This window comes from Pseudomonas sp. GL-RE-29, assembly GCF_019947275.1.
Classification (GTDB): domain Bacteria; phylum Pseudomonadota; class Gammaproteobacteria; order Pseudomonadales; family Pseudomonadaceae; genus Aquipseudomonas; species Aquipseudomonas fluorescens_A.
Map to the genome: position 1 here is coordinate 1 of NZ_JAGYGD010000026.1, position 26,070 is coordinate 26,070.

30 protein-coding genes are annotated in these 26,070 nt (G+C 58.2%); 18 read left to right on the forward strand and 12 right to left on the reverse strand.

Features of this window, described 5'->3' with window-relative positions; genetic code table 11:
- Window positions 1-252: 252 nt before the first annotated feature.
- Both KGB21_RS20220 and KGB21_RS20225 read right to left on the reverse strand, forming a co-directional pair.
- The gene (locus KGB21_RS20220; RefSeq protein WP_034149503.1) at window positions 253-1,473 is read right to left on the reverse strand and encodes a CaiB/BaiF CoA transferase family protein; all 1,221 of its coding nucleotides are present in this window, start codon (window positions 1,471-1,473) and stop codon (window positions 253-255) included.
- A gap of 13 nt (window positions 1,474-1,486) precedes the next feature.
- The gene (locus KGB21_RS20225) at window positions 1,487-2,668 is read right to left on the reverse strand and encodes an acyl-CoA dehydrogenase (protein WP_034149502.1); all 1,182 of its coding nucleotides are present in this window, start codon (window positions 2,666-2,668) and stop codon (window positions 1,487-1,489) included.
- A gap of 157 nt (window positions 2,669-2,825) precedes the next feature.
- Here KGB21_RS20225 and KGB21_RS20230 point away from each other — a divergent pair, with 157 nt between their 5' ends.
- The 10 genes from KGB21_RS20230 (at window position 2,826) to KGB21_RS20275 (ending at window position 12,709) form a co-directional block, all read left to right on the forward strand.
- A complete protein-coding gene (locus KGB21_RS20230) occupies window positions 2,826-3,725 on the forward strand; it encodes a LysR family transcriptional regulator (protein ID WP_223506518.1) in 900 nt (299 codons plus the stop codon).
- A gap of 435 nt (window positions 3,726-4,160) precedes the next feature.
- Window positions 4,161-5,282: a Re/Si-specific NAD(P)(+) transhydrogenase subunit alpha gene (locus KGB21_RS20235; protein WP_223506519.1), complete on the forward strand. Its 1,122-nt coding sequence runs from the start codon at window positions 4,161-4,163 to the stop codon at window positions 5,280-5,282.
- 11 nt (window positions 5,283-5,293) lie between these two features.
- Complete coding sequence (locus KGB21_RS20240; protein WP_034149499.1) at window positions 5,294-5,650, forward strand: NAD(P) transhydrogenase subunit alpha; 357 nt, start codon at window positions 5,294-5,296, stop codon at window positions 5,648-5,650.
- Entirely contained in the window at window positions 5,647-7,080 is a 1,434-nt protein-coding gene (locus KGB21_RS20245) for an NAD(P)(+) transhydrogenase (Re/Si-specific) subunit beta (RefSeq protein ID WP_034149498.1), read from the forward strand. The genes KGB21_RS20240 and KGB21_RS20245 overlap by 4 nt, the downstream gene beginning before the upstream one ends.
- A gap of 213 nt (window positions 7,081-7,293) precedes the next feature.
- Window positions 7,294-8,787, forward strand: a complete 1,494-nt coding sequence (locus tag KGB21_RS20250; protein ID WP_034149497.1) for an acetyl-CoA hydrolase/transferase family protein — start codon at window positions 7,294-7,296, stop codon at window positions 8,785-8,787.
- A gap of 319 nt (window positions 8,788-9,106) precedes the next feature.
- On the forward strand, window positions 9,107-9,322 hold the full coding sequence (locus KGB21_RS20255; protein WP_007947887.1) for a DUF1127 domain-containing protein: 216 nt from the start codon (window positions 9,107-9,109) through the stop codon (window positions 9,320-9,322).
- Window positions 9,323-9,659: 337 nt separating this feature from the next.
- Window positions 9,660-9,977, forward strand: a complete 318-nt coding sequence (locus tag KGB21_RS20260; RefSeq protein ID WP_034149496.1) for a DUF2388 domain-containing protein — start codon at window positions 9,660-9,662, stop codon at window positions 9,975-9,977.
- A gap of 107 nt (window positions 9,978-10,084) precedes the next feature.
- The gene (locus KGB21_RS20265; RefSeq protein ID WP_034149495.1) at window positions 10,085-10,402 is read left to right on the forward strand and encodes a DUF2388 domain-containing protein; all 318 of its coding nucleotides are present in this window, start codon (window positions 10,085-10,087) and stop codon (window positions 10,400-10,402) included.
- A gap of 28 nt (window positions 10,403-10,430) precedes the next feature.
- The gene (locus tag KGB21_RS20270) at window positions 10,431-10,751 is read left to right on the forward strand and encodes a DUF2388 domain-containing protein (RefSeq protein ID WP_034149494.1); all 321 of its coding nucleotides are present in this window, start codon (window positions 10,431-10,433) and stop codon (window positions 10,749-10,751) included.
- On the forward strand, window positions 10,748-12,709 hold the full coding sequence (locus KGB21_RS20275) for a DUF4105 domain-containing protein (RefSeq protein WP_223506520.1): 1,962 nt from the start codon (window positions 10,748-10,750) through the stop codon (window positions 12,707-12,709). The genes KGB21_RS20270 and KGB21_RS20275 overlap by 4 nt, the downstream gene beginning before the upstream one ends.
- Before the next feature lie 92 nt (window positions 12,710-12,801).
- Here KGB21_RS20275 and KGB21_RS20280 read toward each other — a convergent pair whose 3' ends face one another.
- The 3 genes from KGB21_RS20280 to trpB form a co-directional block, all read right to left on the reverse strand.
- Window positions 12,802-13,245, reverse strand: coding sequence for an anti-virulence regulator CigR family protein (locus KGB21_RS20280; protein WP_223506521.1), 444 nt, complete (start codon window positions 13,243-13,245; stop codon window positions 12,802-12,804).
- Window positions 13,246-13,364: 119 nt separating this feature from the next.
- Window positions 13,365-14,177: a tryptophan synthase subunit alpha gene (gene trpA / locus KGB21_RS20285; RefSeq protein WP_034149491.1), complete on the reverse strand. Its 813-nt coding sequence runs from the start codon at window positions 14,175-14,177 to the stop codon at window positions 13,365-13,367.
- Complete coding sequence (gene trpB, locus KGB21_RS20290) at window positions 14,177-15,397, reverse strand: tryptophan synthase subunit beta (RefSeq protein ID WP_223506522.1); 1,221 nt, start codon at window positions 15,395-15,397, stop codon at window positions 14,177-14,179. The genes trpA and trpB overlap by 1 nt, the downstream gene beginning before the upstream one ends.
- A gap of 112 nt (window positions 15,398-15,509) precedes the next feature.
- Here trpB and KGB21_RS20295 point away from each other — a divergent pair, with 112 nt between their 5' ends.
- The gene (locus tag KGB21_RS20295; RefSeq protein ID WP_034149489.1) at window positions 15,510-16,403 is read left to right on the forward strand and encodes a LysR family transcriptional regulator; all 894 of its coding nucleotides are present in this window, start codon (window positions 15,510-15,512) and stop codon (window positions 16,401-16,403) included.
- Here KGB21_RS20295 and KGB21_RS20300 read toward each other — a convergent pair.
- Window positions 16,400-16,726: a YqjD family protein gene (locus KGB21_RS20300; protein ID WP_034149488.1), complete on the reverse strand. Its 327-nt coding sequence runs from the start codon at window positions 16,724-16,726 to the stop codon at window positions 16,400-16,402. The genes KGB21_RS20295 and KGB21_RS20300 overlap by 4 nt on opposite strands.
- A gap of 156 nt (window positions 16,727-16,882) precedes the next feature.
- On the opposite strand from KGB21_RS20300, the gene KGB21_RS20305 reads away from it, so the two are divergent.
- Window positions 16,883-17,098: a dodecin gene (locus KGB21_RS20305; protein WP_008027736.1), complete on the forward strand. Its 216-nt coding sequence runs from the start codon at window positions 16,883-16,885 to the stop codon at window positions 17,096-17,098.
- A gap of 125 nt (window positions 17,099-17,223) precedes the next feature.
- Window positions 17,224-17,445 (forward strand): DUF1161 domain-containing protein, encoded by a 222-nt coding sequence (locus KGB21_RS20310; RefSeq protein WP_034149487.1) that lies wholly within the window; start codon window positions 17,224-17,226, stop codon window positions 17,443-17,445.
- Between the two features lie 66 nt (window positions 17,446-17,511).
- Here the strand turns inward: KGB21_RS20310 and KGB21_RS20315 are convergent, their stop codons facing one another.
- On the reverse strand, window positions 17,512-18,513 hold the full coding sequence (locus tag KGB21_RS20315) for an LLM class flavin-dependent oxidoreductase (RefSeq protein WP_034149486.1): 1,002 nt from the start codon (window positions 18,511-18,513) through the stop codon (window positions 17,512-17,514).
- Window positions 18,514-18,752: 239 nt separating this feature from the next.
- On the opposite strand from KGB21_RS20315, the gene KGB21_RS20320 reads away from it, so the two are divergent.
- Together KGB21_RS20320 and KGB21_RS20325 are read left to right on the forward strand one after the other, a co-directional pair.
- Window positions 18,753-19,139 (forward strand): OsmC family protein, encoded by a 387-nt coding sequence (locus KGB21_RS20320; RefSeq protein ID WP_223506523.1) that lies wholly within the window; start codon window positions 18,753-18,755, stop codon window positions 19,137-19,139.
- Window positions 19,140-19,232: 93 nt separating this feature from the next.
- Entirely contained in the window at window positions 19,233-19,466 is a 234-nt protein-coding gene (locus KGB21_RS20325; protein WP_034149484.1) for a DUF1161 domain-containing protein, read from the forward strand.
- 6 nt (window positions 19,467-19,472) lie between these two features.
- Here the strand turns inward: KGB21_RS20325 and KGB21_RS20330 are convergent, their stop codons facing one another.
- Window positions 19,473-19,892, reverse strand: a complete 420-nt coding sequence (locus tag KGB21_RS20330; protein ID WP_034149483.1) for a lipoprotein — start codon at window positions 19,890-19,892, stop codon at window positions 19,473-19,475.
- Between the two features lie 40 nt (window positions 19,893-19,932).
- Window positions 19,933-20,355 carry a hypothetical protein gene (locus KGB21_RS20335; RefSeq protein WP_223506524.1) on the reverse strand — a complete coding sequence of 141 codons (423 nt, stop codon included), beginning with the start codon at window positions 20,353-20,355 and terminating at the stop codon, window positions 19,933-19,935.
- A 59-nt stretch (window positions 20,356-20,414) separates the two neighbouring features.
- Here KGB21_RS20335 and KGB21_RS20340 point away from each other — a divergent pair, with 59 nt between their 5' ends.
- The gene (locus KGB21_RS20340) at window positions 20,415-21,506 is read left to right on the forward strand and encodes an aminopeptidase (RefSeq protein WP_034149481.1); all 1,092 of its coding nucleotides are present in this window, start codon (window positions 20,415-20,417) and stop codon (window positions 21,504-21,506) included.
- A gap of 110 nt (window positions 21,507-21,616) precedes the next feature.
- On the opposite strand, the gene KGB21_RS20345 is transcribed toward KGB21_RS20340, so the two are convergent.
- Window positions 21,617-22,267, reverse strand: a complete 651-nt coding sequence (locus KGB21_RS20345) for an HAD family hydrolase (protein WP_034149480.1) — start codon at window positions 22,265-22,267, stop codon at window positions 21,617-21,619.
- A 28-nt stretch (window positions 22,268-22,295) separates the two neighbouring features.
- Entirely contained in the window at window positions 22,296-22,841 is a 546-nt protein-coding gene (locus KGB21_RS20350; RefSeq protein ID WP_223506525.1) for a gamma carbonic anhydrase family protein, read from the reverse strand.
- 62 nt (window positions 22,842-22,903) lie between these two features.
- Here KGB21_RS20350 and prlC point away from each other — a divergent pair, with 62 nt between their 5' ends.
- Both prlC and KGB21_RS20360 read left to right on the forward strand, forming a co-directional pair.
- Entirely contained in the window at window positions 22,904-24,982 is a 2,079-nt protein-coding gene (gene prlC / locus KGB21_RS20355) for an oligopeptidase A (RefSeq protein WP_223506526.1), read from the forward strand.
- On the forward strand, window positions 24,979-25,266 hold the full coding sequence (locus KGB21_RS20360; RefSeq protein WP_034149478.1) for a YheV family putative zinc ribbon protein: 288 nt from the start codon (window positions 24,979-24,981) through the stop codon (window positions 25,264-25,266). The genes prlC and KGB21_RS20360 overlap by 4 nt, the downstream gene beginning before the upstream one ends.
- Window positions 25,267-25,311: 45 nt before the next feature.
- On the opposite strand, the gene KGB21_RS20365 is transcribed toward KGB21_RS20360, so the two are convergent.
- Window positions 25,312-25,956: a tyrosine-protein phosphatase gene (locus KGB21_RS20365; protein WP_034149477.1), complete on the reverse strand. Its 645-nt coding sequence runs from the start codon at window positions 25,954-25,956 to the stop codon at window positions 25,312-25,314.
- Between the last annotated feature and the right edge of the window lie 114 nt (window positions 25,957-26,070).

A 26,070-nucleotide genomic window follows, 5' to 3' on the forward strand; every position in this document is an offset into this window, starting at 1 on the left:
AACACCTCTTTTTCAACTTCCTTTTGGCTTCGATGACCTGAAGCAACCTGCTGCCGAAAACTGCGTAACTCGTTGTTTACCAAGGAGTTTTCCGTTTCGACTGCGCCGGAAGTGGGGCGAATTATAGGCCTCCAGAATCTGCCGTCAAGCACTGATTTTGGTTTTCTATCAATTACTTACGAAACGCTGGAAAACAGCCCGCTCCCCCCTTAAAAGGAGGAACAAAACCATCTATCTATATAGAAGGATCCCTTAGAGCACTCCAGACTCTTTAAAGGCCGCCACCACACCAGCATTCAGACCCAACACCCGCTGGAGAACCTCCAACGTATGCTCACCCAGGAGCGGAGGCGCATAACGATACTCCACCGGAGTCTCGGACAGTCGAATCGGGCTCGCCACCTGCGGCACCATACCGGCCAGCGCATGCGGCAGCTCAATCGCCAATCCTCGCGCCTTGACCTGAGGATCGTTAAACATCTGGGCAAGATCATTGATAGGCCCGCAAGGCACTCCCGCCTGCTCCAGCAGTGCCACCCACTCAGCGGTGGTCTTGAACACTGTTGCCTGACGAATCAGCGGAATGAGTACCGCCCGGTTAGCCACCCGCAGCTTGTTGGTCACGAAGCGCGGATCATCTGCCCACTGCGGCTGCCCAGCCACTTCCGCAAACTTACGGAACTGTCCGTCATTACCCACAGTAAGGATGAAGTCGCCATCAGCCGTAGGAAAATCCTGATACGGCACGATGTTCGGATGAGCATTCCCCAAGCGCTTGGGCGCATTGCCTGTAGTCAGGTAGTTCATGGCCTGGTTGGCCAGGCACGCCACCTGAACATCCAGCAACGCCATATCGATATGCTGACCACCACCGTCATGATCCCTATGCGCAAGTGCCGCCAGAATCGCCACCGTCGAATAGAGTCCGGTCAAAATGTCCGTCAGCGCCACGCCAACCTTCACTGGTCCCGCACCCTCTTCGCCTTCAGGTCGCCCCGTCAGACTCATGAGACCGCCCAAGCCCTGGATCATGAAGTCATAACCCGCGCGCTTGGCATACGGACCGGTCTGGCCAAACCCGGTGATCGAGCAATAAATCAGATCGGGATTGATCGCCTTCAGCGATTCGTAGTCCAGCCCATAAGCGGCCAGACCACCGACCTTGAAGTTTTCGATCAAGATGTCCGACTTGGCCGCCAGCTCACGCACCAGCTTCTGCCCCTCCGGGCGCGTGAAGTCGATGGTCACCGATTGCTTGTTGCGATTGGCCGACAAGTAATAGGCGGCTTCGCTGGTGTTCTCGCCATAGGCGTCTTTAAGGAACGGCGGGCCCCAGGCGCGCGTGTCATCGCCATTGCCCGGGCGCTCGACCTTGATCACTTCAGCGCCAAGGTCGGCGAGGATCTGCCCGGCCCAAGGCCCGGCAAGCACCCGCGATAAATCCAGTACCCGTAGATGCGATAGCGCGCCCATGGCCGTTCTCCTATTAATAGAACGCCTGGATGCCGGTCTGCGCCCGACCGAGGATCAGCGCGTGGACGTCATGCGTACCTTCATAGGTATTCACCACTTCCAGATTGACCAAGTGACGAGCAACACCGAATTCATCGGAGATACCGTTGCCACCCAGCATGTCGCGGGCCATGCGCGCGATGTCCAGAGACTTGCCGCATGAATTGCGCTTCATCATCGAAGTAATTTCTACCGCCGCTGTACCTTCATCTTTCATACGACCCAGACGTAGGCAGCCTTGCAGCGCCATGGTGATTTCGGTCTGCATGTCAGCCAGTTTCTTCTGGATCAGTTGGGTGGCGGCCAATGGGCGACCGAACTGTTGACGATCCAGGGTGTACTGGCGAGCGGTGTGCCAGCAGAACTCGGCAGCACCCAGCGCACCCCAGGAAATGCCGTAGCGAGCGGAATTGAGGCAGGTGAAAGGACCTTTCAGGCCACGGACATCCGGGAAGATGTTCTCTTCCGGCACAAATACGCTGTCCATGACGATCTCGCCGGTGATCGAAGCACGCAGGCCGACCTTGCCGTGAATCGCCGGAGTACTCAGGCCTTTCCAGCCCTTCTCCAGGACGAAGCCACGAATGTCGCCGGCATCGTCCTTGGCCCAGACCACGAACACATCAGCGATCGGGCTGTTGGTGATCCACATCTTGTTGCCGGTCAGGCTGTAGCCGCCTTCGACTTTGCGCGCACGAGTAATCATCGCACCCGGGTCAGAACCGTGGTTTGGCTCGGTCAGACCGAAGCAACCGATCCACTCGCCCGAGGCCAGTTTCGGCAGATATTTCTGCTTCTGCGCTTCGGTACCGAATTCATTGATCGGCACCATCACCAGCGAGGACTGCACGCTCATCATCGAGCGATAGCCCGAATCAACACGCTCCACTTCACGAGCAATCAGGCCGTAGCTGACATAGTTCAGGCCGCTGCCACCGTACTGCTCCGGAATGGTCGCACCCAACAGACCCACTTCGCCCATCTCGCGGAAGATCGCCGGGTCGGTCTTTTCATGGCGGAAAGCTTCGAGAACGCGCGGCGCAAGCTTCTGTTGAGCGAATTGCGCAGCGGTGTCGCGGATCATGCGCTCTTCTTCAGTGAGCTGTTGATCCAGCAGCAGGGGATCGATCCAGTTGAAGCTAGCTTTACCGGCCATGAGTGTGTCCTCTCGAAACGGGTCAAATAACGTGGACTGATCCTAGGCCGGGTTGGGCGGCTCGGCAAACGAGGATTTCGCATACTGTTGTGCTAATTTCTCACTCCGAAACGTCGCAAAACGCTTTTAATGCGATGTATTAGTGAGGTTGACGTACATGCGCAGAAAGATACCCAGCACAACCGCCCTCATCAGCTTCGAGGCGGCGGCACGCCACGAGAGCTTTACCAAGGCAGCGCAGGAGCTGTCGCTGACTCAAGGAGCAATTTGCCGACAGATCGCCAGCCTTGAAGAGTTCCTGAGCGTGGAACTTTTCCGACGCTCGCGACGCGGGGTCAAGTTGACGGAAGCGGGTCTTTCCTACAGTCGACGTGTAGCGACGCAACTTGACGCAGTCGAACGGGACACCTTGTCCGTAATGGGCCAACAGGGCGCCAATGTGATTGAACTGGCCGTGGTTCCGACCTTCGGCACCCAGTGGCTCCTGCCTCGACTCAAGGACTTCCAGCAAAAACACCCGGAAGTGACGGTCAACCTGACTAACCGCACGCGCCCGTTTCTTTTTGCCGATACGGACTTCGATGCCGCGATCTACTTCGGCGACGCGGACTGGTCGGGTACAGAATCCCACCGACTGATGGGCGAACATCCGCTGCCCGTATGCAGCCCTAACCTACTCGGAATGAAGACCATTCTGACACCCGGTGAGATTGCTGATTTGCCGCTTTTGCAACAGACCACCCGCCCCTACGCCTGGCGACAGTGGTTCGACTCACAACATCTGAATGTCCCACGCGACATGACAGGGCCACGCTACGAGCTATTCTCAATGCTGGCCCAGGCGGCGATGCATGACATGGGTATCGCCTTGATTCCGCCATTCCTGATCCAGCGTGAATTGGCCGAGAAACGCCTGGTCATCGCCAATCCTCAGGCACTCTCCAGCATCAAGGCCTATTACCTGATGATTCCTGAGCGAAAGGTCGAATCTGCGTCTTTAAGGGCTTTTCGAGACTGGCTGGTAAATCAGGCACACAGCTACAGCCTAGAAGGATAAAGGCTACGAGCCATTAGCTGACCTCGTAGTCAATATATTAGAAACCCTACAGATATAAGTATTTGTCGCATTTTCACAGACTGTACCCCGAAGGAGTACAAACGTCCCACAAGCGCCTGAAGACGTGGCTTTGAGCCTCTATTTCAGAGCAATGCCGCATCATTCATATGGCCGATGTGTAAAAACTTGAATTTCAGCCAGAATCGTTGAAAGGCACGGCCTAGAAGGGATTGACCCAGCTGGTTGCGACATTCGGTCACGGGGTGACTTGTAGTTAATTTTCCGTCACCCGTCATAATCCCTTGAAGGGCACAAAGTTCGCCTGCAAAATGCCGCGCCCCGCCTGATTTTGGCGGGGTCGTGCTGATCGGCCGCCCCAGCCGCACCATCCGTAGTGCATGGGTTTACTCAATAAGATCACGCAGGAGATTTGACGTGCACATTGGTGTTCCTCTCGAAACCCAGACCGGTGAAACACGGGTTGCTGCAACCCCCGAAACCATCAAGAAGCTAATCGGCCAGGGTCATAAGGTCACTGTACAAAGCGGCGCCGGCGTCAATGCCAGCGTTGTCGACAGTGCCTATGAAGCCGCAGGTGCAGCCATCGGCAGCGCCAGTGAGGCGTTTGGTGCAGAGCTGATTTTGAAGGTCGTCGCCCCCAGCGACAGCGAGCTTGCGCTGATTAAGAGCGGCACCGTTGTGGTGGGTATGCTCAATCCGTTCAACAACGAAACCATCGCCAAGATGGCCGAGTGCGGCATTACTGCCTTTGCCTTGGAGGCCGCGCCACGCACCTCCCGCGCCCAGAGCCTGGACGTGCTGTCGTCGCAAGCCAACATTGCCGGCTATAAAGCCGTGCTGCTGGCCGCTCATTACTATCCGCGCTTCATGCCGATGCTGATGACCGCTGCGGGCACCGTGAAAGCGGCGCGCGTACTGATTCTCGGCGCTGGCGTGGCCGGTTTGCAGGCGATTGCTACGGCCAAGCGCCTGGGTGCCGTGATCGAAGCGTCTGATGTGCGCCCTGCGGTAAAGGAGCAGATCGAGTCCCTCGGCGCCAAGTTCGTCGACGTGCCTTACGAGACCGATGAAGAGCGTGAATGCGCCGTCGGTGTCGGTGGTTATGCGCGCCCTATGCCAGCGAGCTGGATGCAGCGTCAGGCCGTGGCCGTGCACGAACGCGCCAAGCAGGCTGACATCGTCATCACCACGGCACTGATTCCGGGTCGCAAGGCGCCGACGCTGCTCAGCGCGGAAACCGTGGCACAGATGAAACCTGGCTCAGTGGTCATCGACCTGGCGGCTGCCCAAGGCGGCAACTGCCCGCTGACCGTGGCCGATCAAGTGGTCGTCGAAAACGGCGTGACCATCGTTGGCCCGACCAACCCGGCCGCCGCGGTTGGCGCCGATGCCTCGGCACTGTATGCCCGCAACCTGCTGGACTTCATGAAACTGTTGTTCGATAAAGAAGGACAACTGGTGATCAACCTTGAAGACGATATCGTCGCCGCGTGCCTGATGTGCCGCGATGGCCAGATCGTGCGCAAGAACGGCTGAGGATAAAAACAATGGAAGACATGCTGATCTCTCACGGTATCTACAACCTGATCATCTTCGTGCTGGCTATCTATGTCGGCTACCACGTGGTCTGGAACGTGACACCTGCACTGCACACACCGCTGATGGCCGTGACCAACGCCATCTCAGCCATCGTCATCGTCGGCGCCATGCTCGCTGCCGCCCTCACCGTAACCCCGCTGGGCAAGACCATGGGCACCCTGGCCGTGGCACTGGCCGCGGTCAACGTGTTTGGTGGTTTCCTGGTCACCCGTCGCATGCTGGAAATGTTCAAGAAGAAAGCGGCTTCAGCAAAAGCTCCGGCAGCCAAGGCCGAAGCAGTCAAGGCTGAGGTGCAGCAAGCATGAGCATGAATCTGGTTACTTCCCTGTATTTGATCGCTTCGGTCTGCTTCATCCAGGCGCTCAAGGGACTCTCGCACCCAACCACGTCGCGTCGCGGCAACCTGTTCGGCATGCTCGGCATGGGCCTGGCAATCCTCACCACCGTCGGCCTGATCTACAAGCTCGGCTCCGAGCTGGCCCATGATGGGATCGTCTACGTGATCGTCGGCCTGCTGATCGGCGGCACCGCCGGTTCGATCATGGCCAAACGCGTTGAAATGACCAAGATGCCCGAGCTGGTGGCCTTCATGCACAGCATGATCGGCCTGGCAGCGGTGTTCATCGCCGTGGCCGCTGTGGTCGAGCCGCAGTCCCTGGGCATCGTTGCGCAACTCGGCGACGCAATCCCGGCCGGTAACCGCCTGGAACTGTTCCTCGGTGCAGCCATCGGTGCAATTACGTTCTCCGGTTCGGTCATTGCCTTCGGCAAACTGGCTGGCAAGTACAAGTTCCGCCTGTTCCAGGGTGCACCAGTACAGTTTGGCGGTCAGCACAAGCTGAACCTGCTGCTGGGCCTGGCCACACTGGCCTTGGGCGTGACCTTCATGCTCACCGGCGACTACACCGCGTTCGGCGTGATGCTGGCCTTGGCTTTCGTACTTGGCGTGCTGATCATCATCCCGATTGGCGGCGCGGACATGCCGGTTGTGGTGTCGATGCTCAACAGCTACTCCGGCTGGGCGGCAGCGGGTATCGGCTTCTCGCTGAACAACTCGATGCTGATCATTGCCGGTTCGCTGGTAGGTTCGTCCGGTGCGATCCTCTCGTATATCATGTGCAAGGCGATGAACCGTTCCTTCTTTAATGTACTGCTCGGCGGTTTCGGCAATACAGCCGAAGCAGGTCCGGCGGGTGCCAAAGAAGCTCGTCCGGTGAAATCCGGTTCGGCTGACGACGCGACCTTCCTGCTGACCAACGCCGACACCGTGATCATCGTTCCGGGCTACGGCCTGGCGGTAGCACGGGCACAGCATGCGCTGAAGGAACTGACCGAGAAGCTGACCCATCGCGGCGTGACCGTGAAGTATGCGATCCACCCGGTTGCCGGTCGCATGCCTGGGCACATGAACGTCCTGCTGGCCGAGGCCGAAGTGCCTTACGACCAGGTGTTCGAGATGGATGACATCAACTCCGAGTTCGGTCAGGCCGACGTGGTGCTGGTGTTGGGCGCCAACGACGTGGTCAACCCGGCCGCCAAGAACGATCCGAAATCGCCGATTGCCGGCATGCCGATCCTCGAAGCGTTCAAGGCCAAGACCATCATCGTCAACAAGCGCTCCATGGCCAGCGGTTATGCCGGCCTGGACAACGAACTGTTCTACCTGGACAAAACCATGATGGTGTTCGGCGACGCTAAAAAGGTCATCGAAGACATGGTCAAAGCGGTCGACTAACCCTCGCCTGCAACGCAAACGCCCCGACTTGTCGGGGCGTTTTTGTTTGCGCAAATCGTCGGAGAAACTATTCTTTTGTTACCGATCCGGTAACGGTGTTTTGCTTTAAAGGCCCGGAATAGACGCCTCTATTGCGACCTTGGTAGCGGGACAGAAGTCGGCGCAATTCACTAGACTGCACGTCCTGCTACCTGTTACCCGAGATAACAATTCATGTACCGTGACCGTATTCGCCTGCCTTCGTTGTTGGACAAAGTGATGAGCGCTGCCGACGCTGCCGCTCTGATTGAGGACGGCATGACCGTCGGCATGAGCGGCTTCACCCGCGCCGGCGAAGCCAAGGCCGTCCCTCAGGCGCTGGCCGAACGTGCCAAGGTCACGCCGCTGAAGATCAGCCTGATGACCGGCGCAAGCCTGGGCAACGACCTCGACAAGCAGCTGACCGAAGCGGGCGTGCTGTCGCGACGCATGCCGTTCCAGGTGGACAGCACCCTGCGCAAGGCGATCAATGCCGGCGAAGTCATGTTCATCGACCAACACTTGTCGGAAACGGTAGAGCAGTTGCGCAACCAGCAACTGAAACTGCCAGACATTGCCGTGATTGAAGCCGTAGCAATTACCGAGCAAGGGCATATCGTGCCGACCACGTCCGTGGGCAACTCGGCCAGTTTCGCGATTTTCGCCAAGCACGTGATCGTCGAGATCAACATGGCGCACAACCCGAATCTCGAAGGCCTGCACGACATCTATATCCCGACTTACCGCCCGACCCGCACGCCGATTCCGCTGGTCAAGGTCGACGATCGCATTGGCAGCACCGCCATCCCGATTCCACCGGAAAAAATCGTCGCCATCGTAGTCACCAACCAGGCTGACTCGCCCTCCACCGTGCTGGCACCGGACGCCGAGACCCAAGCCATTGCCGACCACCTGATCGACTTCTTCAAACAGGAAGTGGCGGCCGGGCGCATGACCAACAAGCTAGGCCCATTGCAAGCCGGCATCGGCACCATCGCCAACTCGGTGATGTGTGGCCTGATCGACTCGCCGTTCGAAGATCTGACGATGTACTCCGAGGTGTTGCAGGACTCGACCTTCGACCTGATCGACGCAGGCAAACTGAGCTTTGCCTCGGGCAGTTCGATCACCTTGTCGAGCCGGCGCAATGCCGACGTGTTCGGCAATCTTGAGCGCTACAAGGACAAACTGGTCCTGCGCCCGCAGGAGATTTCCAACCACCCTGAAGTCGTGCGTCGCCTCGGTATCATCGGCATCAACACGGCGCTGGAGTTCGACATCTACGGCAATGTCAATTCAACTCACGTCTGCGGAACGCGGATGATGAATGGCATCGGCGGCTCGGGCGACTTCGCGCGCAACGCGCACCTCTCCGTTTTCGTGACCAAGTCGATCGCCAAGGGTGGCGCGATCTCCAGCGTGGTGCCGATGGTCAGCCATGTTGACCACACCGAACATGACGTCGACATTCTCGTGACCGAAGTGGGCCTGGCAGACTTGCGTGGTCTCGCACCCCGGGAGCGTGCCCGGGTCATTATCGATAAGTGTGTACACCCGGATTACCGCCAAGCGCTGAATGACTACTTCACAGCCGCGTGTGCCATCGGCGGTCACACACCACACATCCTGCGTGATGCCCTCAGTTGGCACATCAACCTGGAAGAAACCGGGCGAATGCTGAAGAAGTAATTGGTACAGATAGCAGCTGACGTAAACACAGTTTCGTCAGCTTGCTGCTGCCAAGCGAAATCTCACCAAAAACTGTACTGCTGTACCGGTCATTTCCTACCGAAATCTCCTACACCTTCATCTCAAATCGGCAAAATTGCACCTTAATGGAGCGGATAGGTACAGTTGCCTCAATTTAGACCAGTACACCCCCTATAAACAGTTAACTGAGCCCTCACAATACAGATGAACTGTATCTACAGAGTCTAGGCAAACAAGAGGATCATGGGCACCAGTTAAACCACTACCTAATCCCGCCACAAGCGGAAGGATGAAAACCATGGAACGTACACTCAGTTCCGATCTGTTCTTCGAAGACACCGCTGCAAAAACCCAGGCTTCCATGCCTCTGCGCGTTATCGCCAACCTGATGCTGTGGCAGCGCCGCATCTCCAGCCGCCATCAACTGGCTCGCCTGGATTCGCGTCTGCTGGCTGACGCCGGGATTAGCGAAGCACAACGCTACGAAGAGCTGAGCAAGCCGTTCTGGCGCTAAGTTAGCGTCGCTGGCCCTGACCTGAAGGGTCCACCGCCAGCAACCCGAATTGAACAAACAAAACCCGTCGTGGGAAACCGCGACGGGTTTTGTCGTTATAAAGGCCAGAATAAACACAAGCAGTACAGTTTTATTAAGTTAATATTTTACCTGAACAGTTTTGCCGCCAGATTTCTCCTGACTGAAACCAGCGAAATCGTTTTTCACTGTCAGGGCTGTCGAAGTGTCGCGCACAGGCCTACTATCAATTCAGAACGTGGCGCGCCCAAAGTGTCTGGCGTCTGACTCTCCAGACACTACGCCACTTTTCAATCGATTCACTCAAAGGAGTTACACCATGTCCCGTCTTCGTCTGCTCAGCGCCGCAGCCCTGCTTGCCGTGGCTGCCAATTCCCACGCCACCAGTTTCATCGTGACCACCGATGCGGTCGTTGGAGCACTCAAATCCAGTTCCGACGCCACTTCGGATGTCACCTCCTCATTTCATGATGACAAAATTGTGCTCGCGGCTCGTGATGACGCTGCCAGCTTTGTCGCCAGCGAAGGCTCCATCCGCGGCGTGAAACTAGAAAGCGCACTGGACCACATTCGTCATCAGGCGCCCCAGCTGAATGCAACCGACGCACAACTGGCCCAGGCCATCCTGACCATCTAAGCGACGGCTCCGAAGCGGGACACGTCAAAGGTGTCCCCATATTTCGGCGCTGGCTCTAGACCGGGCCTTACGCTAGCCTTGGGACTCACATTCAACTGTCGAGTCCCATGGGTTTTCTTACACGCCTGCTCACCACTTCGATTGTTCTTGCGGCCAGCTACTCCGGTTTCGTCCAGGCTTTCGACGCCTTTAACCTGTCCACGCAAGGCACCGTCGCCAGCGGTTACGCCACAAGCATGGTGACCTCTGCACCCTTCGACCATAAACTGCTCCTCGCCGCCCGGGATGACGCTGCAGCGTTCATCGCCACTGACGGCCAACTGAGAGGCGCACGACTGGAATCGGCACTGAATTATCTACGCCGGACCCAGCCAAAACTTCATGCCAGCGACCTTGAACTGGCACAGGCAATTCTCGTCCAATAGTTATCCCAAGTTTCTCCGGAGTCGTTCCATGCGTAACCCGCTGATTGCCGCCACCCTTGGCCTGCTTTTGTTGGCCGATGTGGCCCAGGCCCATACCCTGGTCGCCACCAGTAACATCCTCATTCGCGCCACCCAGCGCACACTGGATTTCACTTCCGATACCACCACGTCGATCCGCGATTCGAAAATCGTCCGCGAAGCTCAGGACGATGCGGCCAGTTTTGTGGCCAGCGATGGCGACATTCGTGGCGCGCATCTGGAATCGGCTTTTAATCTGCTGCGCACCCGAGTGCCGGAAGCTCGCGATGCCAGTGATCAGGATCTCGCCGAAGCCATCCTCGCACTGTGAGGTCTCCATCTGCCTGGCTATTGGCCGGGGCGTTGTTGCTGCTTGGCAATAGCGCCCACGCCGGCCTTGAACTACATCTCAAAACCGAAGGCCTGAGCCCCGCTCAACAACAGGCCAGCCAGGCGCTGCTCGATGAAGCCATGCAGGCGTTACCGCCGCGCTTCGTCGAGCAACTCGACCGGCGCATCGACGTCGGTTGGACCGACAACATGCCGAGCAACGCCTACGGCCAGGCGTCGCTGGTGTCCGAACTCGATCTGAATCGCAACCTGCTGGCCAGCCTCACGGACGGCAGCGCTGCGACCCGGAAAACCTATCGCCCCCACGGCACTGTGCGCCGGGAAATGCTGGCGACGGTGCTGCACGAACTGACCCACATTTATGATCGTTCGCGCCTGTGGCCGGATGCCGAGCGCAGGCTGATTCAACGTTGCACACAGCGCAATGCCAGCTCTGGACTGATCGGTATTCCTGACGAATGCCGCAGCCAGTCTGACCGACGCTTTACCCTCAGCGACGATCCGCGTCTGCTCGACCTTGCCGGCTGGCAGCAATACGTGGGCCGTCGTGGCGAGCGCGAACAGCACAACCGCCAGATCGCCCGCAGCCCGGACATTTACGAGACGAGCAGCCCGAAGGAATTCGTCGCGGTCAACATGGAGTATTTCCTCCTCGACCCAAGTTACGCCTGCCGCCGCCCGGCGCTGTACCGTTATTACAAGGAACACTTTGGCTGGGCGCCCGCCGCCAAGGACGCTTGCGGCAAAACCTTCGCGTTCCTCAATGCCGGCAATGACTTTGCCAAAACGCCACTAGGCCAGGTCGATCCGGAACGGGTTTACGCCGTCGACTATCTACTGGCCGAGGCCAACCAGAATTGGGTCAGCCGCTGGGGTCACAGCATGTTGCGGCTGGTGATCTGCGCGCCGGGCCGACCACGCGGACCGGATTGTCGGCTGGATCTCGATCAGCATTTGGTGCTGTCCTACCGCGCCTTCGTTGGCGACGTACAGTTGTCGAGTTGGGATGGCTTGGTGGGAAAATACCCGTCACGCCTGTTCGTGTTGCCACTGGCGCAGGTGATCGACGAATACACCAAGACCGAGCTGCGCAGCCTCGCCTCGGTGCCGCTGAACCTGTCACGCGACGAGATCGAAAACGTCGTGGAACGTGCCGCCGAGATGCACTGGAGTTACGACGGCAACTACTTCTTCCTGTCGAACAACTGCGCGGTGGAAGAGCTGAAGTTGCTGCGTAGCGGAACCAACAATTCCAAGCTGGTTGCGCTCGACAACATCATGCCCAATGGTTTGCTGGAAGTACTGAAGGGGCGGGGGCTGGCGGATACCAGCGTGCTGAATGATCCTCGTGAAGCACTGCGCCTGGGCTATCGCTTTGACTCTTTCCGTGACCGCTATCAAGCGATGTTCGAAGTATTGAGAAAGCGCCTGCCGATCAAGCAGGAAAAGGTCGAAGACTGGTTGTCCCTGACCGCAGCCGAACGCCGCCCATGGTTCGATCAGGCAGATTTGCGCGCCAGCGCGGCATTGCTCCTGCTGGAACAGGCGAGCTTTCGCCAGCAGATGCTCTTGGCTCAGGATGAGGTGAAGCAGCGTTATCTGGGGGCCCGCGAGTTGAAAAACGGCGGGATGGACAAAGCCAACGCGACACTCAGGCAAATTCTCGATAACAGCGGCTTTCTCAGTCGCCCGGCGGAATTGCTCGGCAGCGGCGGGTATGGCTTGCCGCAACCGGCTGAATGGCAACGTCTGGAATCGGAAAGCAGCCTGCGGCAGAAACAGCTTCAGGCATTGACCGGGGATCTGGACAAGGAAGTGAGAGCGCTGCTCGAACCGAGCCGTGCGGCTGAAATGGCGGCCAATGAGGCCAACGTGAAACAGATTGGCGAACATCTGCGCAAGTTACATAAGGCAGCGGGTGGGTTGGAGTTGCCATGAGGTTATAAAAGCAAAGATCGCAGCCTTCGGCAGCGCCTACATGAAAAAGCGTTCCCTGTAGGAGCTGCCGAAGGTTGCGATCTTTTTAAGCGCTACAGAACCCCCTGCAACACCTCATAAACAATCCCTGTTCCCACCGCAATTAACACAACATCCGCGCCCGCGCGGCGCCATTCGTAACCCGGGTAATACGGCAGACGCCCCAACGCCCGGTTATCCAGGCGTTCGCCGTAATAGCCATGAGGCAAAGGCTGGCCACGCACCAGATGGACACCCGGAGGTGGCGGCGCACCACGGACGAAATAGTCGTGGTTGTCGTGAATAGTCTGGCGCACCGGGCCGAAGTCTCGGGGCGGTGGCCCGCCACGGCGATTGTCCTGCCCGCCACGGTGATCATCGCCGTGGTTTTCGTAATGGCCCTGCTGCGGGCCGCCGTGGTCGTGATCGTCGCGTTGGTCGGCGCTGGCGTGCAGCAACGGGGTCGCACTGAGCATCAGCACACCGAGGCTGGCAATCAGACGTTTCGGCATTTTCATTGGGTCTTTCCTCACTACACACAACAAAAAGGGCTTCAGAACGTAGTCCTGAAACCCTCGGTCTTGCTGATTAGTCTGTGTCGGAAGGCTCTAATTCCTCTGTATCAGGAACTTTACCTTTAGCTGACGCGGGCCTTACGCACGCCTTCGGACAACGCCGAGCATAGGCTCAGCACACCATCGATGGCCTGGTCCGGCGTGGTGGCATTGGCGATGTGATCGATCAACGCCGAACCCACCACCACACCATCGGCCAGACGCGCAATGGCGGCTGCTTGCTCTGGTGTACGAATGCCGAAACCGATGCTGATCGGCAGATCGGTATGACGACGCAGACGCGCAACCGCCTCTTCGACGTGTTCCAGAGTGGCCGCGCCGGCACCGGTCACACCGGCCACCGACACGTAATACACAAACCCGGAGCTGCCGTTTAAAACGGTTGGCAGGCGCACGTCATCGGTGGTCGGGGTGGTCAGGCGGATGAAGTCCAGACCGGCAGCCTGGGCCGGGTCGCACAGTTCGCCGTTATGCTCTGGCGGCAGGTCCACCACGATCAGTCCGTCAACACCCGCCTCTTTGGCTTCGGCAATGAAGCGCGGCACGCCGTACTTGTGGATCGGGTTGAAGTAGCCCATCAGTACCAGCGGTGTTTCGTTGTTGTCCTTGCGGAACTCGCGAACCATTTGGAGGGTTTTCGCCAGGTTCTGCTTGGCCTCCAACGCACGAATATTGGCCAGTTGGATCGCCGGGCCGTCCGCCATCGGATCGGTGAAGGGCATGCCCAGTTCGATCACGTCGGCACCCGCCGCCGGCAAGCCTTTGAGGATTGCCAAGGACGTGTCATAACCCGGATCGCCAGCAGTGACGAAGGTCACCAGGGCGGCGCGATTCTGTTCCTTGAGTTCGGCAAAACGTGTTTGCAGGCGGCTCATCAGTGTTTCTCCTGCTTAGATTGTTCCATGTGGTGCATCACGGTTTGCATGTCTTTGTCGCCACGGCCGGACAGGTTGACCACCATCAGGTGATCTTTCGGCAGGGTCGGCGCGCGTTTGAACACTTCGGCCAGGGCATGGGCGCTTTCCAGTGCAGGAATGATCCCTTCCAGTCGGCAGCATTGGTGGAACGCCGCGAGGGCTTCGTCGTCGGTCACCGAGGTGTACTGAACGCGGCCGATGTCATGCAACCAGGCGTGTTCCGGGCCGATGCCCGGGTAGTCCAGGCCAGCGGAAATCGAATGGGCGTCGATGATCTGGCCATCGTCGTCCTGCAACAGGAAGGTACGGTTGCCGTGCAGCACACCGGGTACGCCGCCGTTCAGGCTGGCCGCGTGCTTGCCGGTTTCGATGCCGTAGCCGGCCGCTTCAACGCCGATGATCTCGACGCTCTTGTCGTCGAGGAATGGATGGAACATGCCCATGGCGTTGGAGCCGCCGCCGATGCACGCCACCAGGCTGTCCGGCAGGCGGCCTTCCTGGGCTTGCAGCTGGTCACGGGTTTCCTTGCCGATCACGGCCTGGAAGTCGCGAACCATCGCCGGATAAGGGTGCGGGCCGGCCACGGTGCCGATCAGGTAGAAGGTGCTGTCGACGTTGGTCACCCAGTCGCGCAGGGCTTCGTTCATCGCATCTTTCAAAGTGCCGGTGCCAGCCACGACCGGGATCACTTCGGCGCCCAGCAACTTCATGCGGAACACGTTGGCCTGCTGACGTTCGATGTCAGTGGTGCCCATGTAGATCACGCAGTCCAGACCGAAACGCGCTGCAACGGTGGCGGTTGCCACGCCGTGCATGCCGGCGCCGGTCTCGGCAATGATGCGCTTCTTGCCCATGCGCCGCGCCAGCAGGATCTGACCGATACAGTTGTTGATCTTGTGCGCGCCGGTGTGGTTCAGCTCTTCACGCTTGAGGTAAATCTTCGCGCCGCCGCAGAACTCGGTCAGACGCTCAGCGAAATAGAGCGGGCTCGGACGGCCGACATAGTCGCGCTGGAAGTAGGCCAATTCTTCTTTGAATGCAGGATCTTCCTTGGCCGCTTCGTACTCACGGGCCAGATCGAGGATCAACGGCATCAGGGTTTCGGCGACATAACGGCCGCCGAACGCGCCAAACAGGCCGTTGGCGTCAGGGCCGTTACGCAGATTAGTCTGGGTCATTTGGCGCTCCAGTTGAGTGCGTGAAGTGATATTGGGGTCCACTCTACCCCTGACGCCCCGGACTGAAAACCGATAAGATCGCTGCAACCTGTCAGGAAAACTCACAGATATCATGAGCCACGACCTCCCACCGCTGAACGCCCTCCGTGCCTTTGAAGCCACGGCTCGCTTGAACAGCGTCAGTCAGGCTGCCGAACAGCTGCACGTTACTCACGGTGCGGTCAGCCGGCAATTGAAGGTGCTTGAGGAGCATCTTGGCGTGAGCCTGTTCGTCAAAGAGGGTCGCGGCCTGAAACTCACAGATGCCGGTATACGCTTGCGCGATGCCAGCGCTGAAGCCTTCGAGCGCTTGCGTACGGTCTGCGCAGAACTCACACAAAGCACCGCCGATGCGCCATTCGTCCTCGGCTGCTCGGGCAGTCTGCTGGCACGCTGGTTCATTCCGCGCCTGGGGCGGCTGAATGCCGATTTGCCTGATCTGCGCCTGCATCTATCGGCGGGCGAAGGCGATCTCGATCCGCGCCGTCCAGGTCTGGATGCCTTGCTGGTATTCGCCGAGCCACCGTGGCCGGCGGACATGCAGGTGTTCGAATTGGCGAGCGAGCGTATCGGCCCGGTGATGAGTCCACGATTCGCCGGCTATGAAAGATTAAAAGCCGCACCCGCCGGGGCCCTTTTGAATGAGTCGGTGCTGCACACCACCTCCCGTCCGCAAGCCTGGCCTGTTTGGGCACAGCAAAGCGGCCTAAATGCCGGGGCGCTGAAGTTCGGTCAAGGTTTCGAACATTTGTATTATTTGCTGGAAGCGGCCGTGGCCGGGCTGGGCGTGGCGATTGCCCCGGAGCCGCTGGTGATCGAGGACTTGAAGGCGGGTCGCCTGGTTGCGCCGTGGGGCTTCAGTGAAACCCCGGCGCAACTGGCGTTATGGCTACCCAAGCGCGCCGCAGACGGGCGCGCACGGCAACTGGCGCATTGGCTTAAAAACGAGCTGCGCCAGACGGATTAATCACCGCGTTTGCACAGTAAATAGGCTGCCAGCAAACCCAACGCCCCCACGGCGACACCCGCTGTAGTCCAAGGGTGCTCCTGGGCGTAGTCCCGCGTGGCAATCCCGGTTTCACGGGTTTTGACCTTGACCTCTTCATAGGCATCGCTGAGCAGATGACGCGAATGTTTCAACGCGTTCTCGGCATTGCCTTTCAACACCTTGAGGGTTTTACGCGACTCGTCCGAGGCGTCGTCCTTCAGGTTTTCCAAGGATTTGAGCAGACTCTCGATTTCCGCTTCCATGCTTTGCAATGAGGCTTTACGTAACGAGCTGTTGGCCATGGTGGCTCTCCTGCATTGTTGATGAGTGGCGTGTGTTGGTTGGGACTTCAGGGGTTCGAGAAAGTGCAGAAAATGTGAACTTCCATGTCGGACCGACCGACAGAAGTAAGAAGGAAAATCACTGCTAGTCTGTATTTCACACCCTAGGAGAAAGCCATGACTGACCACCACACCTACAAGAAAGTCGAATTGGTTGGCTCGTCCACCAGCAGTATCGAAGACGCGATCAACAACGCGCTGGCCGAAGCCAGCAAAAGTCTAAAGTACATGGAATGGTTTGAAGTGACCGAAACCCGCGGGCACATCAAGGACGGCAAGGCTGCGCATTTCCAGGTGACGCTCAAGGTAGGGTTCCGGATTGCCAGCAGCTGAGTTCAAGATCATCTTCTGAACTTGCGCGCTGGCCGAGTGCCATAGGGAATGGCAAAGCGCTACCTGAGTGCATCCGGTCGATTGCTGGATGCCCACCCTATTGATCCGACCAGAGAATGCGACCGATGAAGAAGTTTATTTTGGCGGTAGGTTTGTTGAGCCTTGCGGGCGCCGCCTTAGCGGATGGCAAATCGTGTGAAGAGCTGAAAGCCGAGATCGCAGCGAAGCTTGATGCCAAGGGCGTTGCAGGCTATTCGCTGGAAATTGTCGACAAAGGCACCGCTGCCGGCGGGAAAGTCGTCGGCACCTGTGAGAAGGGCTCCAAGGAAATCGTCTACAAGCGCTAGGCTGATTCCAGTTTTCATAAAAAAGCCGACACCCGTTGTCGGCTTTTTATGGGTCAGGTTTCGACGTCAGCCTTTCATGACCTGCGCCAGCAACTCGTAGGAATGCACACGATCCGAATGTTCGTACAGGTCGCAAGTAAAAATCAGCTCATCAGCCTGGGTCTGTTCGATCAGCACTTCCAGTCGGGCGCGGATTTTCTGCGGGCTGCCGATCATCGCCAAACCAAGGAAATCACTGACAGCTTCCTTCTCATGGGGCAGCCATAGTCCGTCCATGGTTTTCACCGGTGGGCGTTGCACCAGACTCTGTCCTCGCATCAAGGCGAGAATTCGCTGGAATACCGAGGTCGCCAGATAGTCGGCCTGTTCGTCAGTATCGGCCGCCACCAGCGGTACGCCGAGCATGACGTAAGGCTTGTCCAGCACGGCTGAAGGCTTGAAGTGATTGCGGTAGACGCGAATCGCCTCATGCATGAAGCGTGGTGCGAAATGTGATGCAAAGGCGTAGGGCAAACCACGCTCACCGGCCAATTGCGCACTGAACAGGCTTGAGCCCAGCAGCCAGATTGGAACATTGGTCCCCGTACCCGGCATCGCAATAACGCGCTGATCAGGAGTGCGCGGGCCTAGATAACGCACGAGTTCCGCCACATCTTCCGGGAAATCATCGGCGCTGCCGGAGCGTTCGCGACGCAACGCACGGGCGGTCATCTGGTCGGAACCGGGCGCACGTCCCAGGCCCAGGTCGATGCGCCCGGGATAAAGGCTTTCAAGGGTGCCGAACTGCTCGGCGATCACCAGGGGCGCGTGGTTGGGCAACATCACCCCGCCAGAACCGACACGAATGGTCGACGTGCCGCCAGCCAGGTAGCCGAGCAGCACTGAAGTCGCGGAACTGGCAATGCCATCCATGTTGTGGTGTTCAGCGACCCAAAAGCGGTTGTAGCCGAATTTCTCGACATGCTGCGCCAGGTCCAGCGAGTTGCGCAGCGACTGGGCCGGGCTGCCGTTTTCCCGCACAGGGACAAGATCGAGGGTCGAAAACTTGATATCGGACAGTCGTTTCATAAACCTGCTTCTCCAATTGAGGGCGCAGGTTTTTCTCGCGAACGAAAACCTGCCGAATCTAAAAGCGTGTTTCATGCAATGAGGGCATATACCCGAGTTTCAATAGCACAGGGAAAATTCCTACGAAATTACCGGACCGATCAGATCAGGTGAACTTTGCGCCACCGTCTATCCTCAGAACCCTAGCAAGCGAAAACCACACAGGCGCGACGCTCGCGCCGGATTTTGAGGAGACAGGCATGGCTATCATCAAGAAAGCATCGGCTCATTGGGAAGGTGACCTGAAAACCGGCATCGGCTCGATTTCCACGGAAACCGGCGTACTCAGAGAAGCACCCTACGGCTTCAAGGCGCGTTTCGAAGGCGGCAAAGGCACCAATCCGGAAGAGCTGATCGGCGCGGCCCATGCCGGTTGTTTTTCCATGGCGTTTTCCATGATTCTCGGCGATGCCGGCCTTAAAGCTGACAGCATCGATACCAATGCCGAAGTGACCCTCGACCAGGTCGAAGGGGGTTTTGCGATCACGGCGGTGAAATTGATTCTCAAGGCGAAAATTCCCGGCGCCAGCCAGGCGCAATTCGAGGAGCTGAGCAACAAGGCCAAAGAAGGCTGCGATCTTTTTTGATATACGACAGATTTGCCCAATCAATTTGTGGTCGAATAAATGACAGCAGCCGAAATGCAGAATCCTGCACGCTGCCTCAAGGGAGCTTCAACCATGAAACGTTTTGCCTTGGCGGTTATCTGTTGCGCACTGGCCACTTCGGCCCTGGCGGCACCGAAACCCTGTGAAGAACTCAAGGCCGAAATCGAAGCGAAGATCCAGGCGCGCGGGGTTACGTCCTACACCCTGGAAATCGTCACTAATGACGAAGTGCACGATCAGAATATGGTCGTGGGCTCTTGCGAAAACGGCACCAAGAAAATCATTTACCAGAAGAACGACCGCTGATGGGCCTTACGGCACACAGTTGATCTGGCTTTCTTCGGCAACGATTTGACGTTTGGCGTTGTAAAGGCGCGCTTCGGGGGTGAACGCCATGGAACGGGCTTGCAGCAGATAACGCTGACCGGCTTCGAAATGATCGTACTTGATGATCATGTAGCACAGCCGTTCAGTAGTCCCGCCGAACAAGTCCGAGCCCCCGCCCGGCACTTCAAAATCGAAGCGCACGGTCAGTTCGTGTCTACCCGGAGTCACCTGGAAATAACGCCCGTCGCGCAATCGCTGGTTGTCCAGCCTCTCGGCCATCAACATTTTGTCATTGGGGAAGGGTGTCGAAAAGTCTACCCAGGCCATCTGCGGATTGACCGCCGGCAATGGACTCGCACAGCCAGTCACCACGCTTGCAGCGAGCAACAGCATCAACTTGCGCATGATGAATGTCCTGACTATTGAACATTCAGGATAGCGCCAATCAGGTGCGTTGACAGCCCGCCGGGGTTCCTTGGCCAATTACTTTTCGCTGCTGGTTGTAAAGCTTGGCCCACGGGCGAAAGCCGATATTGCCTGCTTGAAGTTGATAGCGCTCACCGGCGTTGAAGTCACTGAATTTCACATTCATCTGGCAATCACGCCATAGCGGTTCGGCATCAGGGCCAATGTTGGTGGGCTGGACCGGGAATTGGTAGCGAACCGTCAGTTCATGACTGCCCGGCTGAACCTCGAAATAGCGCTTATCGGTGGCAGCCTTATTATCCACCTCCAAGGCTTGCAGGGCCGAGTCTTCCTGCTTCGAATCCAGATCGATCCAGGCTTGCGACGGATCATGGTGGGGGATTCCGAATCCAGCACAACCGGCCAGCATCAGCAGGCCTCCCGTCAGCATCAACTTGCGCATAGCGGAGCTCCAGTCAAGCGGGATAGTCTTGCGAGCAGACTCCCCAGGAATTTTTTATTTTGATCAGGCCGCGTCCAAGCCTTGGGTTACTTGATCGCGTTTTGCGCGTTTTGTTTCCGGGTGTGTTGTTTTTGTTGCTCAACGGTTGTTCCAGCGTCAGCTATTACAGTCAGCTGGCCAGTGGTCAGCTGCAATTGCTGCGGGCTCGGGAGCCGGTATCCAGCGTTATCGCCGACCCTCAACGCGATCAAAAGCTGCGAGCGCACCTGGCCCAATCGCAAAAAGCCCGGACATTCGCCAGCCAACAACTGCACCTGCCGGACAATCAAAGCTACCGCTTGTACGCCGACATCGGCCGGCCTTTCGTCGTCTGGAACGTGTTCGTCACGCCGGAATTTTCCCTGAAGCCACAGAACCATTGCTTCCCCATCGCCGGTTGCGTGGCCTATCGCGGTTATTACAGCCAGAGCGCGGCCCGCGGTGAGGCGGCGCTGCAACGTCTGCAAGGCATGGACGTGTCGATCGGCGGTGTCGAGGCGTATTCAACGCTGGGCTGGTTCAATGACCCGATCATGAATTCGATGATGGGTTGGGGCGATGAGCGGCTGGCCACGCTGATCTTTCACGAACTGGCGCATCAGCGTGTGTATGTGAAGGACGACACCGAGTTCAACGAGTCATTCGCCACCTTCGTTGAGCAGGAAGGCACCCGTCAGTGGCGTGCGTTCCGCAGCTTGCCTCCGGACAACGGTGCCGAAGCGCAACGACGGGATCAGTTCATTCAGCTGGTTCTCGACAGCCGAACCCGCCTTGAAAAACTCTACGCCCAGCCATTGCCGGCTGAGCAAATGCGTCAACGCAAAGCTGCTGAGTTCGAGCGATTGCGCGGTGAATACCGACTGTTGCGCGACAGCCAATGGGCGGGGGACAAACGTTATGACGCTTGGATCAATGCGCCGATGAACAATGCGCGGTTGCTGCCGTTTGGGCTGTACGACCAGTGGGTGCCGGCGTTTGCGGCGCTGTTCCAGAAGGAGGGTCGCGATTGGGTGAAGTTTTATGCGGCTGCGCAGAAGCTGGGGGTATTGCCCGTAGATGAGCGCAAGGTGGCGCTAAAAGTGTTGTCAGAATCAAAGAACATCAGTGGCTGATAGGTCCTCATCGCGGGCAAGCCCGCTCCCACAGGAGTTGGGTATTTATCCAAAAAGGTCTGGCTGACACGGACTCTGTGGGAGCGGGCTTGCCCGCGATGGCGTACTGATCAGCCCTGCAAAAACGCCTGATGCATCTCATCCAGCGTTTCAAAGTGATACGCCGGCGCTTCAGCGCTCAACTCTTCCCGGCTGCCAAAACCGTAGCCGACTGCCGCCGCATCCAGCCCATTGCTGCGCGCACCGATCAGGTCGTGCTTGCGGTCGCCGATCATCAGGGTGTTGGTCGGATCCAGTCCTTCCTCGGCGATCAAATGAGCGATCAGTTCGACTTTATTGGTCCGTGTGCCGTCGAGTTCGCTGCCGTAAATCACTTTGAAGTGCTTGGCAAAGTCGAAATGACGGGCGATCTCCCGAGCGAAGACCCAGGGCTTGGAAGTCGCGATGTACAGCTGTCGTCCTTGTCCGCCAAGTGTTTCCAATAGCGGTGTAACGCCGTCGAATACGCGGTTTTCGTACAACCCGGTGACTTTGAAGCGTTCGCGATAGAAATTCACCGCCTCCCAGGCCTTCGGCTCGTCAAAGTCGTAGAACTGCATGAATGCCTGCAACAACGGTGGACCGATGAAATGCTCGAGTTTGGTCAGGTCGGGCTCATCGATGCCCAGTTTGCTCAAGGCAAACTGAATCGAACGCGTAATGCCTTCGCGCGGGTCGGTCAGGGTGCCATCAAGGTCGAACAAAACGGTTTGGTAATGCATGAAAAATCCTGGGCAATAGTGGGACGCTTCAGATCTGGTCGTAGCCTTCGGCCAAATGCAGATCCTTGAGCTTCACGTAGTTCGCCGCGCTGTAGGTGTAGAAGGCTTGTTCCTTGTCCGTCAGCGGCCGAATCTGTTTCACCGGGCTGCCCACATAAAGAAAGCCGCTTTCCAGGCGTTTACCGGGAGGCACCAGACTACCGGCACCGATAATCACATCATCCGCAACCACGGCGCCGTCCATGACGATACTGCCCATGCCGATCAGCACCCGGCTACCCACGGAACAGCCGTGCAGCATGACTTTGTGAGCGATGGTTACGTCATCGCCGATCAGCAACGGGAAACCCTCGGGGTTGAACGGCCCGGCATGGGTGATGTGCAAAACACAGCCATCCTGCACGCTGGTGCGCGCACCAATGCGGATACGGTGCATGTCGCCGCGGATCACCGTCAGCGGCCACACTGAGCTGTCCTCGCCGATCTCGACGTCACCGATCACCACCGCCGAACGGTCGACAAAAGCGCCTTTGCCGAGCAGCGGCGTGTGGTTCTGATACTTGCGAAGGTTCACGATAGGGTTTCTCTCTGTTGCTGATAGCTGCGGTGAACGTCGATTGTAATTAAGATGGCCGCATGTTTCTTCCAGCCAAGGTGCCAACCGTGAGCGTGAACAACCCTCTTTTGCAGTCCTACGACCTGCCGCCGTTCTCCGCGATCCGTGCCGAGCATGTGCAACCGGCCATTGAACAGATCCTGACTGACAACCGCGCCGCCATTATCGAGATCCTCAAGACCCAGGGCAAACAGCCGACGTGGGCCGGTCTGGTGTTGGCGATGGACGAACTCAACGACCGCCTCGGCGCTGCCTGGAGTCCGGTCAGCCATTTGAACGCCGTATGCAACAGCGCTCAACTGCGTGAAGCCTACGAGTCGTGCCTGCCAGCCTTGAGCGCCTATTCCACCGAAATGGGCCAGAACCGCGAACTGTTCCAGGCCTTCGAAGCGCTGGCCAACAGCCCGGAAGCCGCCGGTTTCGACGTGGCGCAAAAAACTATCCTGGAACACTCCCTGCGTGACTTCCGTCTGTCGGGTATCGACCTGCCGGAAGCCGAGCAAAAGCGCTACGCCGAAGTGCAGAGCAAACTGTCCGAGCTCGGCAGCCGCTTCTCCAATCAATTGCTCGACGCCACTCAAGCCTGGACCAAGCACATTACCGATGAAGCAGCCCTCGCCGGCCTGACCGATTCGGCCAAGGCGCAAATGGCCGCCGCTGCGCAGGCAAAAGACCTCGAAGGCTGGTTGATCACTCTGGAATTCCCGAGCTACTACGCGGTGATGACCTACGCCCACGACCGCGCCCTGCGCGAAGAAGTCTACGCCGCCTACTGCACCCGTGCGTCGGACCAAGGCCCGAATGCCGGTCAGAACGATAACGGCCCGGTCATGGAAGAAATCCTCGACCTGCGTCAGGAGCTGGCAAAACTGCTGGGCTTCGCCAGTTTCTCGGAGCTGAGCCTGGCCACAAAAATGGCCGAATCCAGTGATCAGGTGCTGAGTTTCCTGCGCGATCTGGCCAAGCGCAGCAAGCCGTTCGCAGCCCAGGATCTGCAACAGCTCAAGGCTTACGCCGCCGAACAAGGCTGCCCGGACCTGCAAAGCTGGGACAGCGGTTTCTATGGCGAGAAACTTCGCGAGCAGCGTTACAGCGTTGCCCAAGAAGCCCTTCGCGCCTACTTCCCTATCGATAAAGTGCTGAGCGGCCTGTTTGCCATCGTGCAACGCCTGTACGGCATCGAGATCACCGAGCAGAAAGGTTTCGACACCTGGCACCCGGATGTCCGCCTGTTCGAGATCAAGGAAAACGGCCAGCACGTCGGACGCTTCTTCTTCGACCTTTATGCCCGCGCCAACAAGCGTGGCGGTGCCTGGATGGACGGCGCTCGCGACCGTCGCCGCACCGCCGATGGCGTGCTGCAAAGCCCGGTGGCCAACCTGGTCTGCAACTTCACCCCGGCCGACAGCGGCAAGCCTGCGCTGCTGACCCACGATGAAGTCACCACGTTGTTCCACGAGTTCGGTCATGGCCTGCATCACCTGCTGACCCGCGTCGAACATGCTGGCGTATCCGGTATCAACGGCGTGGCCTGGGATGCGGTCGAGCTGCCGAGTCAGTTCATGGAAAACTGGTGCTGGGAGCCGGAAGGCCTGGCGCTGATTTCCGGTCACTATGAAACCGGCGAGCCTCTGCCTCAGGACCTGCTGGGCAAAATGCTCGCGGCGAAAAACTTCCAGTCCGGCCTGATGATGGTCCGCCAACTGGAGTTCTCGCTGTTCGACTTCGAACTGCACGCCACCCACGGCGACGGTCGCAGTGTGCTGCAGGTGCTTGAAGGTGTGCGTGACGAGGTTTCGGTCATGCGTCCACCGGCCTACAACCGTTTCCCTAACAGCTTCGCCCACATCTTCGCCGGCGGTTACGCGGCTGGTTACTACAGCTACAAGTGGGCAGAAGTATTGTCGGCGGACGCCTTCTCGAAATTCGAAGAAGAAGGCGTGCTCAATGCCGACACCGGTCGCGCGTTCCGCGAAGCGATCCTGGCACGCGGCGGTTCCCAGGAGCCAATGGTGCTGTTCGTCGACTTCCGTGGCCGTGAGCCGTCGATTGACGCACTCTTGCGCCACAGCGGCCTGAGTGAGGACGCAGCAGCATGAGTGAGGGTCCCGTGATTACCAAACGACGCTTTATTGCCGGCGCGGTTTGCCCGGCATGCAGCGAGCCGGACAAGTTGATGATGTGGAGCGAAGACGACGTGCCGCACCGCGAGTGTGTGGCCTGCGGTTATTCCGACACATTGAATGAACAAGGTCTGTCAGTGCCTAAGGAATTGGGCACCCGGGTCAACACTGCCGCACTGAAGGTGCCAGACGCCAAGGTTCAGGCCGTGCAGTTTTTCCCCAACCCGAAGCTGAAGAAAAAGCCTGACGAGCAGCACTGAGTAGCGAAAATTGCCTCCCACCGCGCAATGCGGTGGGAGGCTTTGCTAATCCACATGCGCCGATTTGAACCAATTCTTCATTGAACACGCCGCGAACGGGCTCGTGCTGCAATCGCCGTTAGCCAATGCAGTACGCAGCTTGTCGATGTCAGCCTGCATCATGTAACGGACACCGTCCCGGAAATGCGTGCTGTCACCAAAGCCACCCTCAGTCATTTCACTCAGCGCATCTTCCTTGCTCCAACCCTGCACAATCACCCGGTACATCGCCGCGATCAGACCGGTTCGGTCGGACCCGTGTTTGCAATGCATCAGCACCGGGCCGTTGGCTTCGGCGGATTGAATGGCACGCAGGGCTTTGAGTATGTCGGCGTCATCCACATGGTTGGTGCGATAGGGCAGTTGCACCAGAGCGATTCCGGGTATCGACAGCCAGCTTGAGTCTGATTCCGGCAGAAAGCTGATCACGGTGCCGACCTTGAGTTTTTCCAGTAGCGATACTGCTCCACTGTCAGGCAGTGCACTGCGATATAGCGTCGGCGTCATTTGAAACAGGTTGTATTGCACCTCGACCGGTTGCGCCCACTCTGCCGGACGGGACGGCGCAGTGTCGTCGGCAAAGGCAGGTGTCAGGGTGATCAATGCGACCAGCGACAGGCACATCGTAGTGATAAAGCGCGGTAGGGACATGCTCGGTTGACCATTGGGGAAGGAGCTGGATGTTGGCGCCAGCTTCAGCCCTGAACGGTCAAAGGCCTGTCAGGCAGGCGTGAATGAAATGTGAAACGCTGCCGGGCTCACGGG

Coding starts and splice junctions, on each gene's coding strand:
- KGB21_RS20220 (WP_034149503.1), bottom strand. CDS start 1,473: ATGGGCGCGCTATCGCATCTACGGGTACTGGATTTATCGCGGGTGCTT.
- KGB21_RS20225 (WP_034149502.1), bottom strand. CDS start 2,668: ATGGCCGGTAAAGCTAGCTTCAACTGGATCGATCCCCTGCTGCTGGAT.
- KGB21_RS20230 (WP_223506518.1), top strand. CDS start 2,826: ATGCGCAGAAAGATACCCAGCACAACCGCCCTCATCAGCTTCGAGGCG.
- KGB21_RS20240 (WP_034149499.1), top strand. CDS start 5,294: ATGGAAGACATGCTGATCTCTCACGGTATCTACAACCTGATCATCTTC.
- KGB21_RS20245 (WP_034149498.1), top strand. CDS start 5,647: ATGAGCATGAATCTGGTTACTTCCCTGTATTTGATCGCTTCGGTCTGC.
- KGB21_RS20250 (WP_034149497.1), top strand. CDS start 7,294: ATGTACCGTGACCGTATTCGCCTGCCTTCGTTGTTGGACAAAGTGATG.
- KGB21_RS20255 (WP_007947887.1), top strand. CDS start 9,107: ATGGAACGTACACTCAGTTCCGATCTGTTCTTCGAAGACACCGCTGCA.
- KGB21_RS20260 (WP_034149496.1), top strand. CDS start 9,660: ATGTCCCGTCTTCGTCTGCTCAGCGCCGCAGCCCTGCTTGCCGTGGCT.
- KGB21_RS20265 (WP_034149495.1), top strand. CDS start 10,085: ATGGGTTTTCTTACACGCCTGCTCACCACTTCGATTGTTCTTGCGGCC.
- KGB21_RS20270 (WP_034149494.1), top strand. CDS start 10,431: ATGCGTAACCCGCTGATTGCCGCCACCCTTGGCCTGCTTTTGTTGGCC.
- KGB21_RS20280 (WP_223506521.1), bottom strand. CDS start 13,245: ATGAAAATGCCGAAACGTCTGATTGCCAGCCTCGGTGTGCTGATGCTC.
- trpA (WP_034149491.1), bottom strand. CDS start 14,177: ATGAGCCGCCTGCAAACACGTTTTGCCGAACTCAAGGAACAGAATCGC.
- trpB (WP_223506522.1), bottom strand. CDS start 15,397: ATGACCCAGACTAATCTGCGTAACGGCCCTGACGCCAACGGCCTGTTT.
- KGB21_RS20295 (WP_034149489.1), top strand. CDS start 15,510: ATGAGCCACGACCTCCCACCGCTGAACGCCCTCCGTGCCTTTGAAGCC.
- KGB21_RS20300 (WP_034149488.1), bottom strand. CDS start 16,726: ATGGCCAACAGCTCGTTACGTAAAGCCTCATTGCAAAGCATGGAAGCG.
- KGB21_RS20305 (WP_008027736.1), top strand. CDS start 16,883: ATGACTGACCACCACACCTACAAGAAAGTCGAATTGGTTGGCTCGTCC.
- KGB21_RS20310 (WP_034149487.1), top strand. CDS start 17,224: ATGAAGAAGTTTATTTTGGCGGTAGGTTTGTTGAGCCTTGCGGGCGCC.
- KGB21_RS20315 (WP_034149486.1), bottom strand. CDS start 18,513: ATGAAACGACTGTCCGATATCAAGTTTTCGACCCTCGATCTTGTCCCT.
- KGB21_RS20320 (WP_223506523.1), top strand. CDS start 18,753: ATGGCTATCATCAAGAAAGCATCGGCTCATTGGGAAGGTGACCTGAAA.
- KGB21_RS20325 (WP_034149484.1), top strand. CDS start 19,233: ATGAAACGTTTTGCCTTGGCGGTTATCTGTTGCGCACTGGCCACTTCG.
- KGB21_RS20330 (WP_034149483.1), bottom strand. CDS start 19,892: ATGCGCAAGTTGATGCTGTTGCTCGCTGCAAGCGTGGTGACTGGCTGT.
- KGB21_RS20335 (WP_223506524.1), bottom strand. CDS start 20,355: ATGCGCAAGTTGATGCTGACGGGAGGCCTGCTGATGCTGGCCGGTTGT.
- KGB21_RS20345 (WP_034149480.1), bottom strand. CDS start 22,267: ATGCATTACCAAACCGTTTTGTTCGACCTTGATGGCACCCTGACCGAC.
- prlC (WP_223506526.1), top strand. CDS start 22,904: ATGTTTCTTCCAGCCAAGGTGCCAACCGTGAGCGTGAACAACCCTCTT.
- KGB21_RS20360 (WP_034149478.1), top strand. CDS start 24,979: ATGAGTGAGGGTCCCGTGATTACCAAACGACGCTTTATTGCCGGCGCG.
- KGB21_RS20365 (WP_034149477.1), bottom strand. CDS start 25,956: ATGTCCCTACCGCGCTTTATCACTACGATGTGCCTGTCGCTGGTCGCA.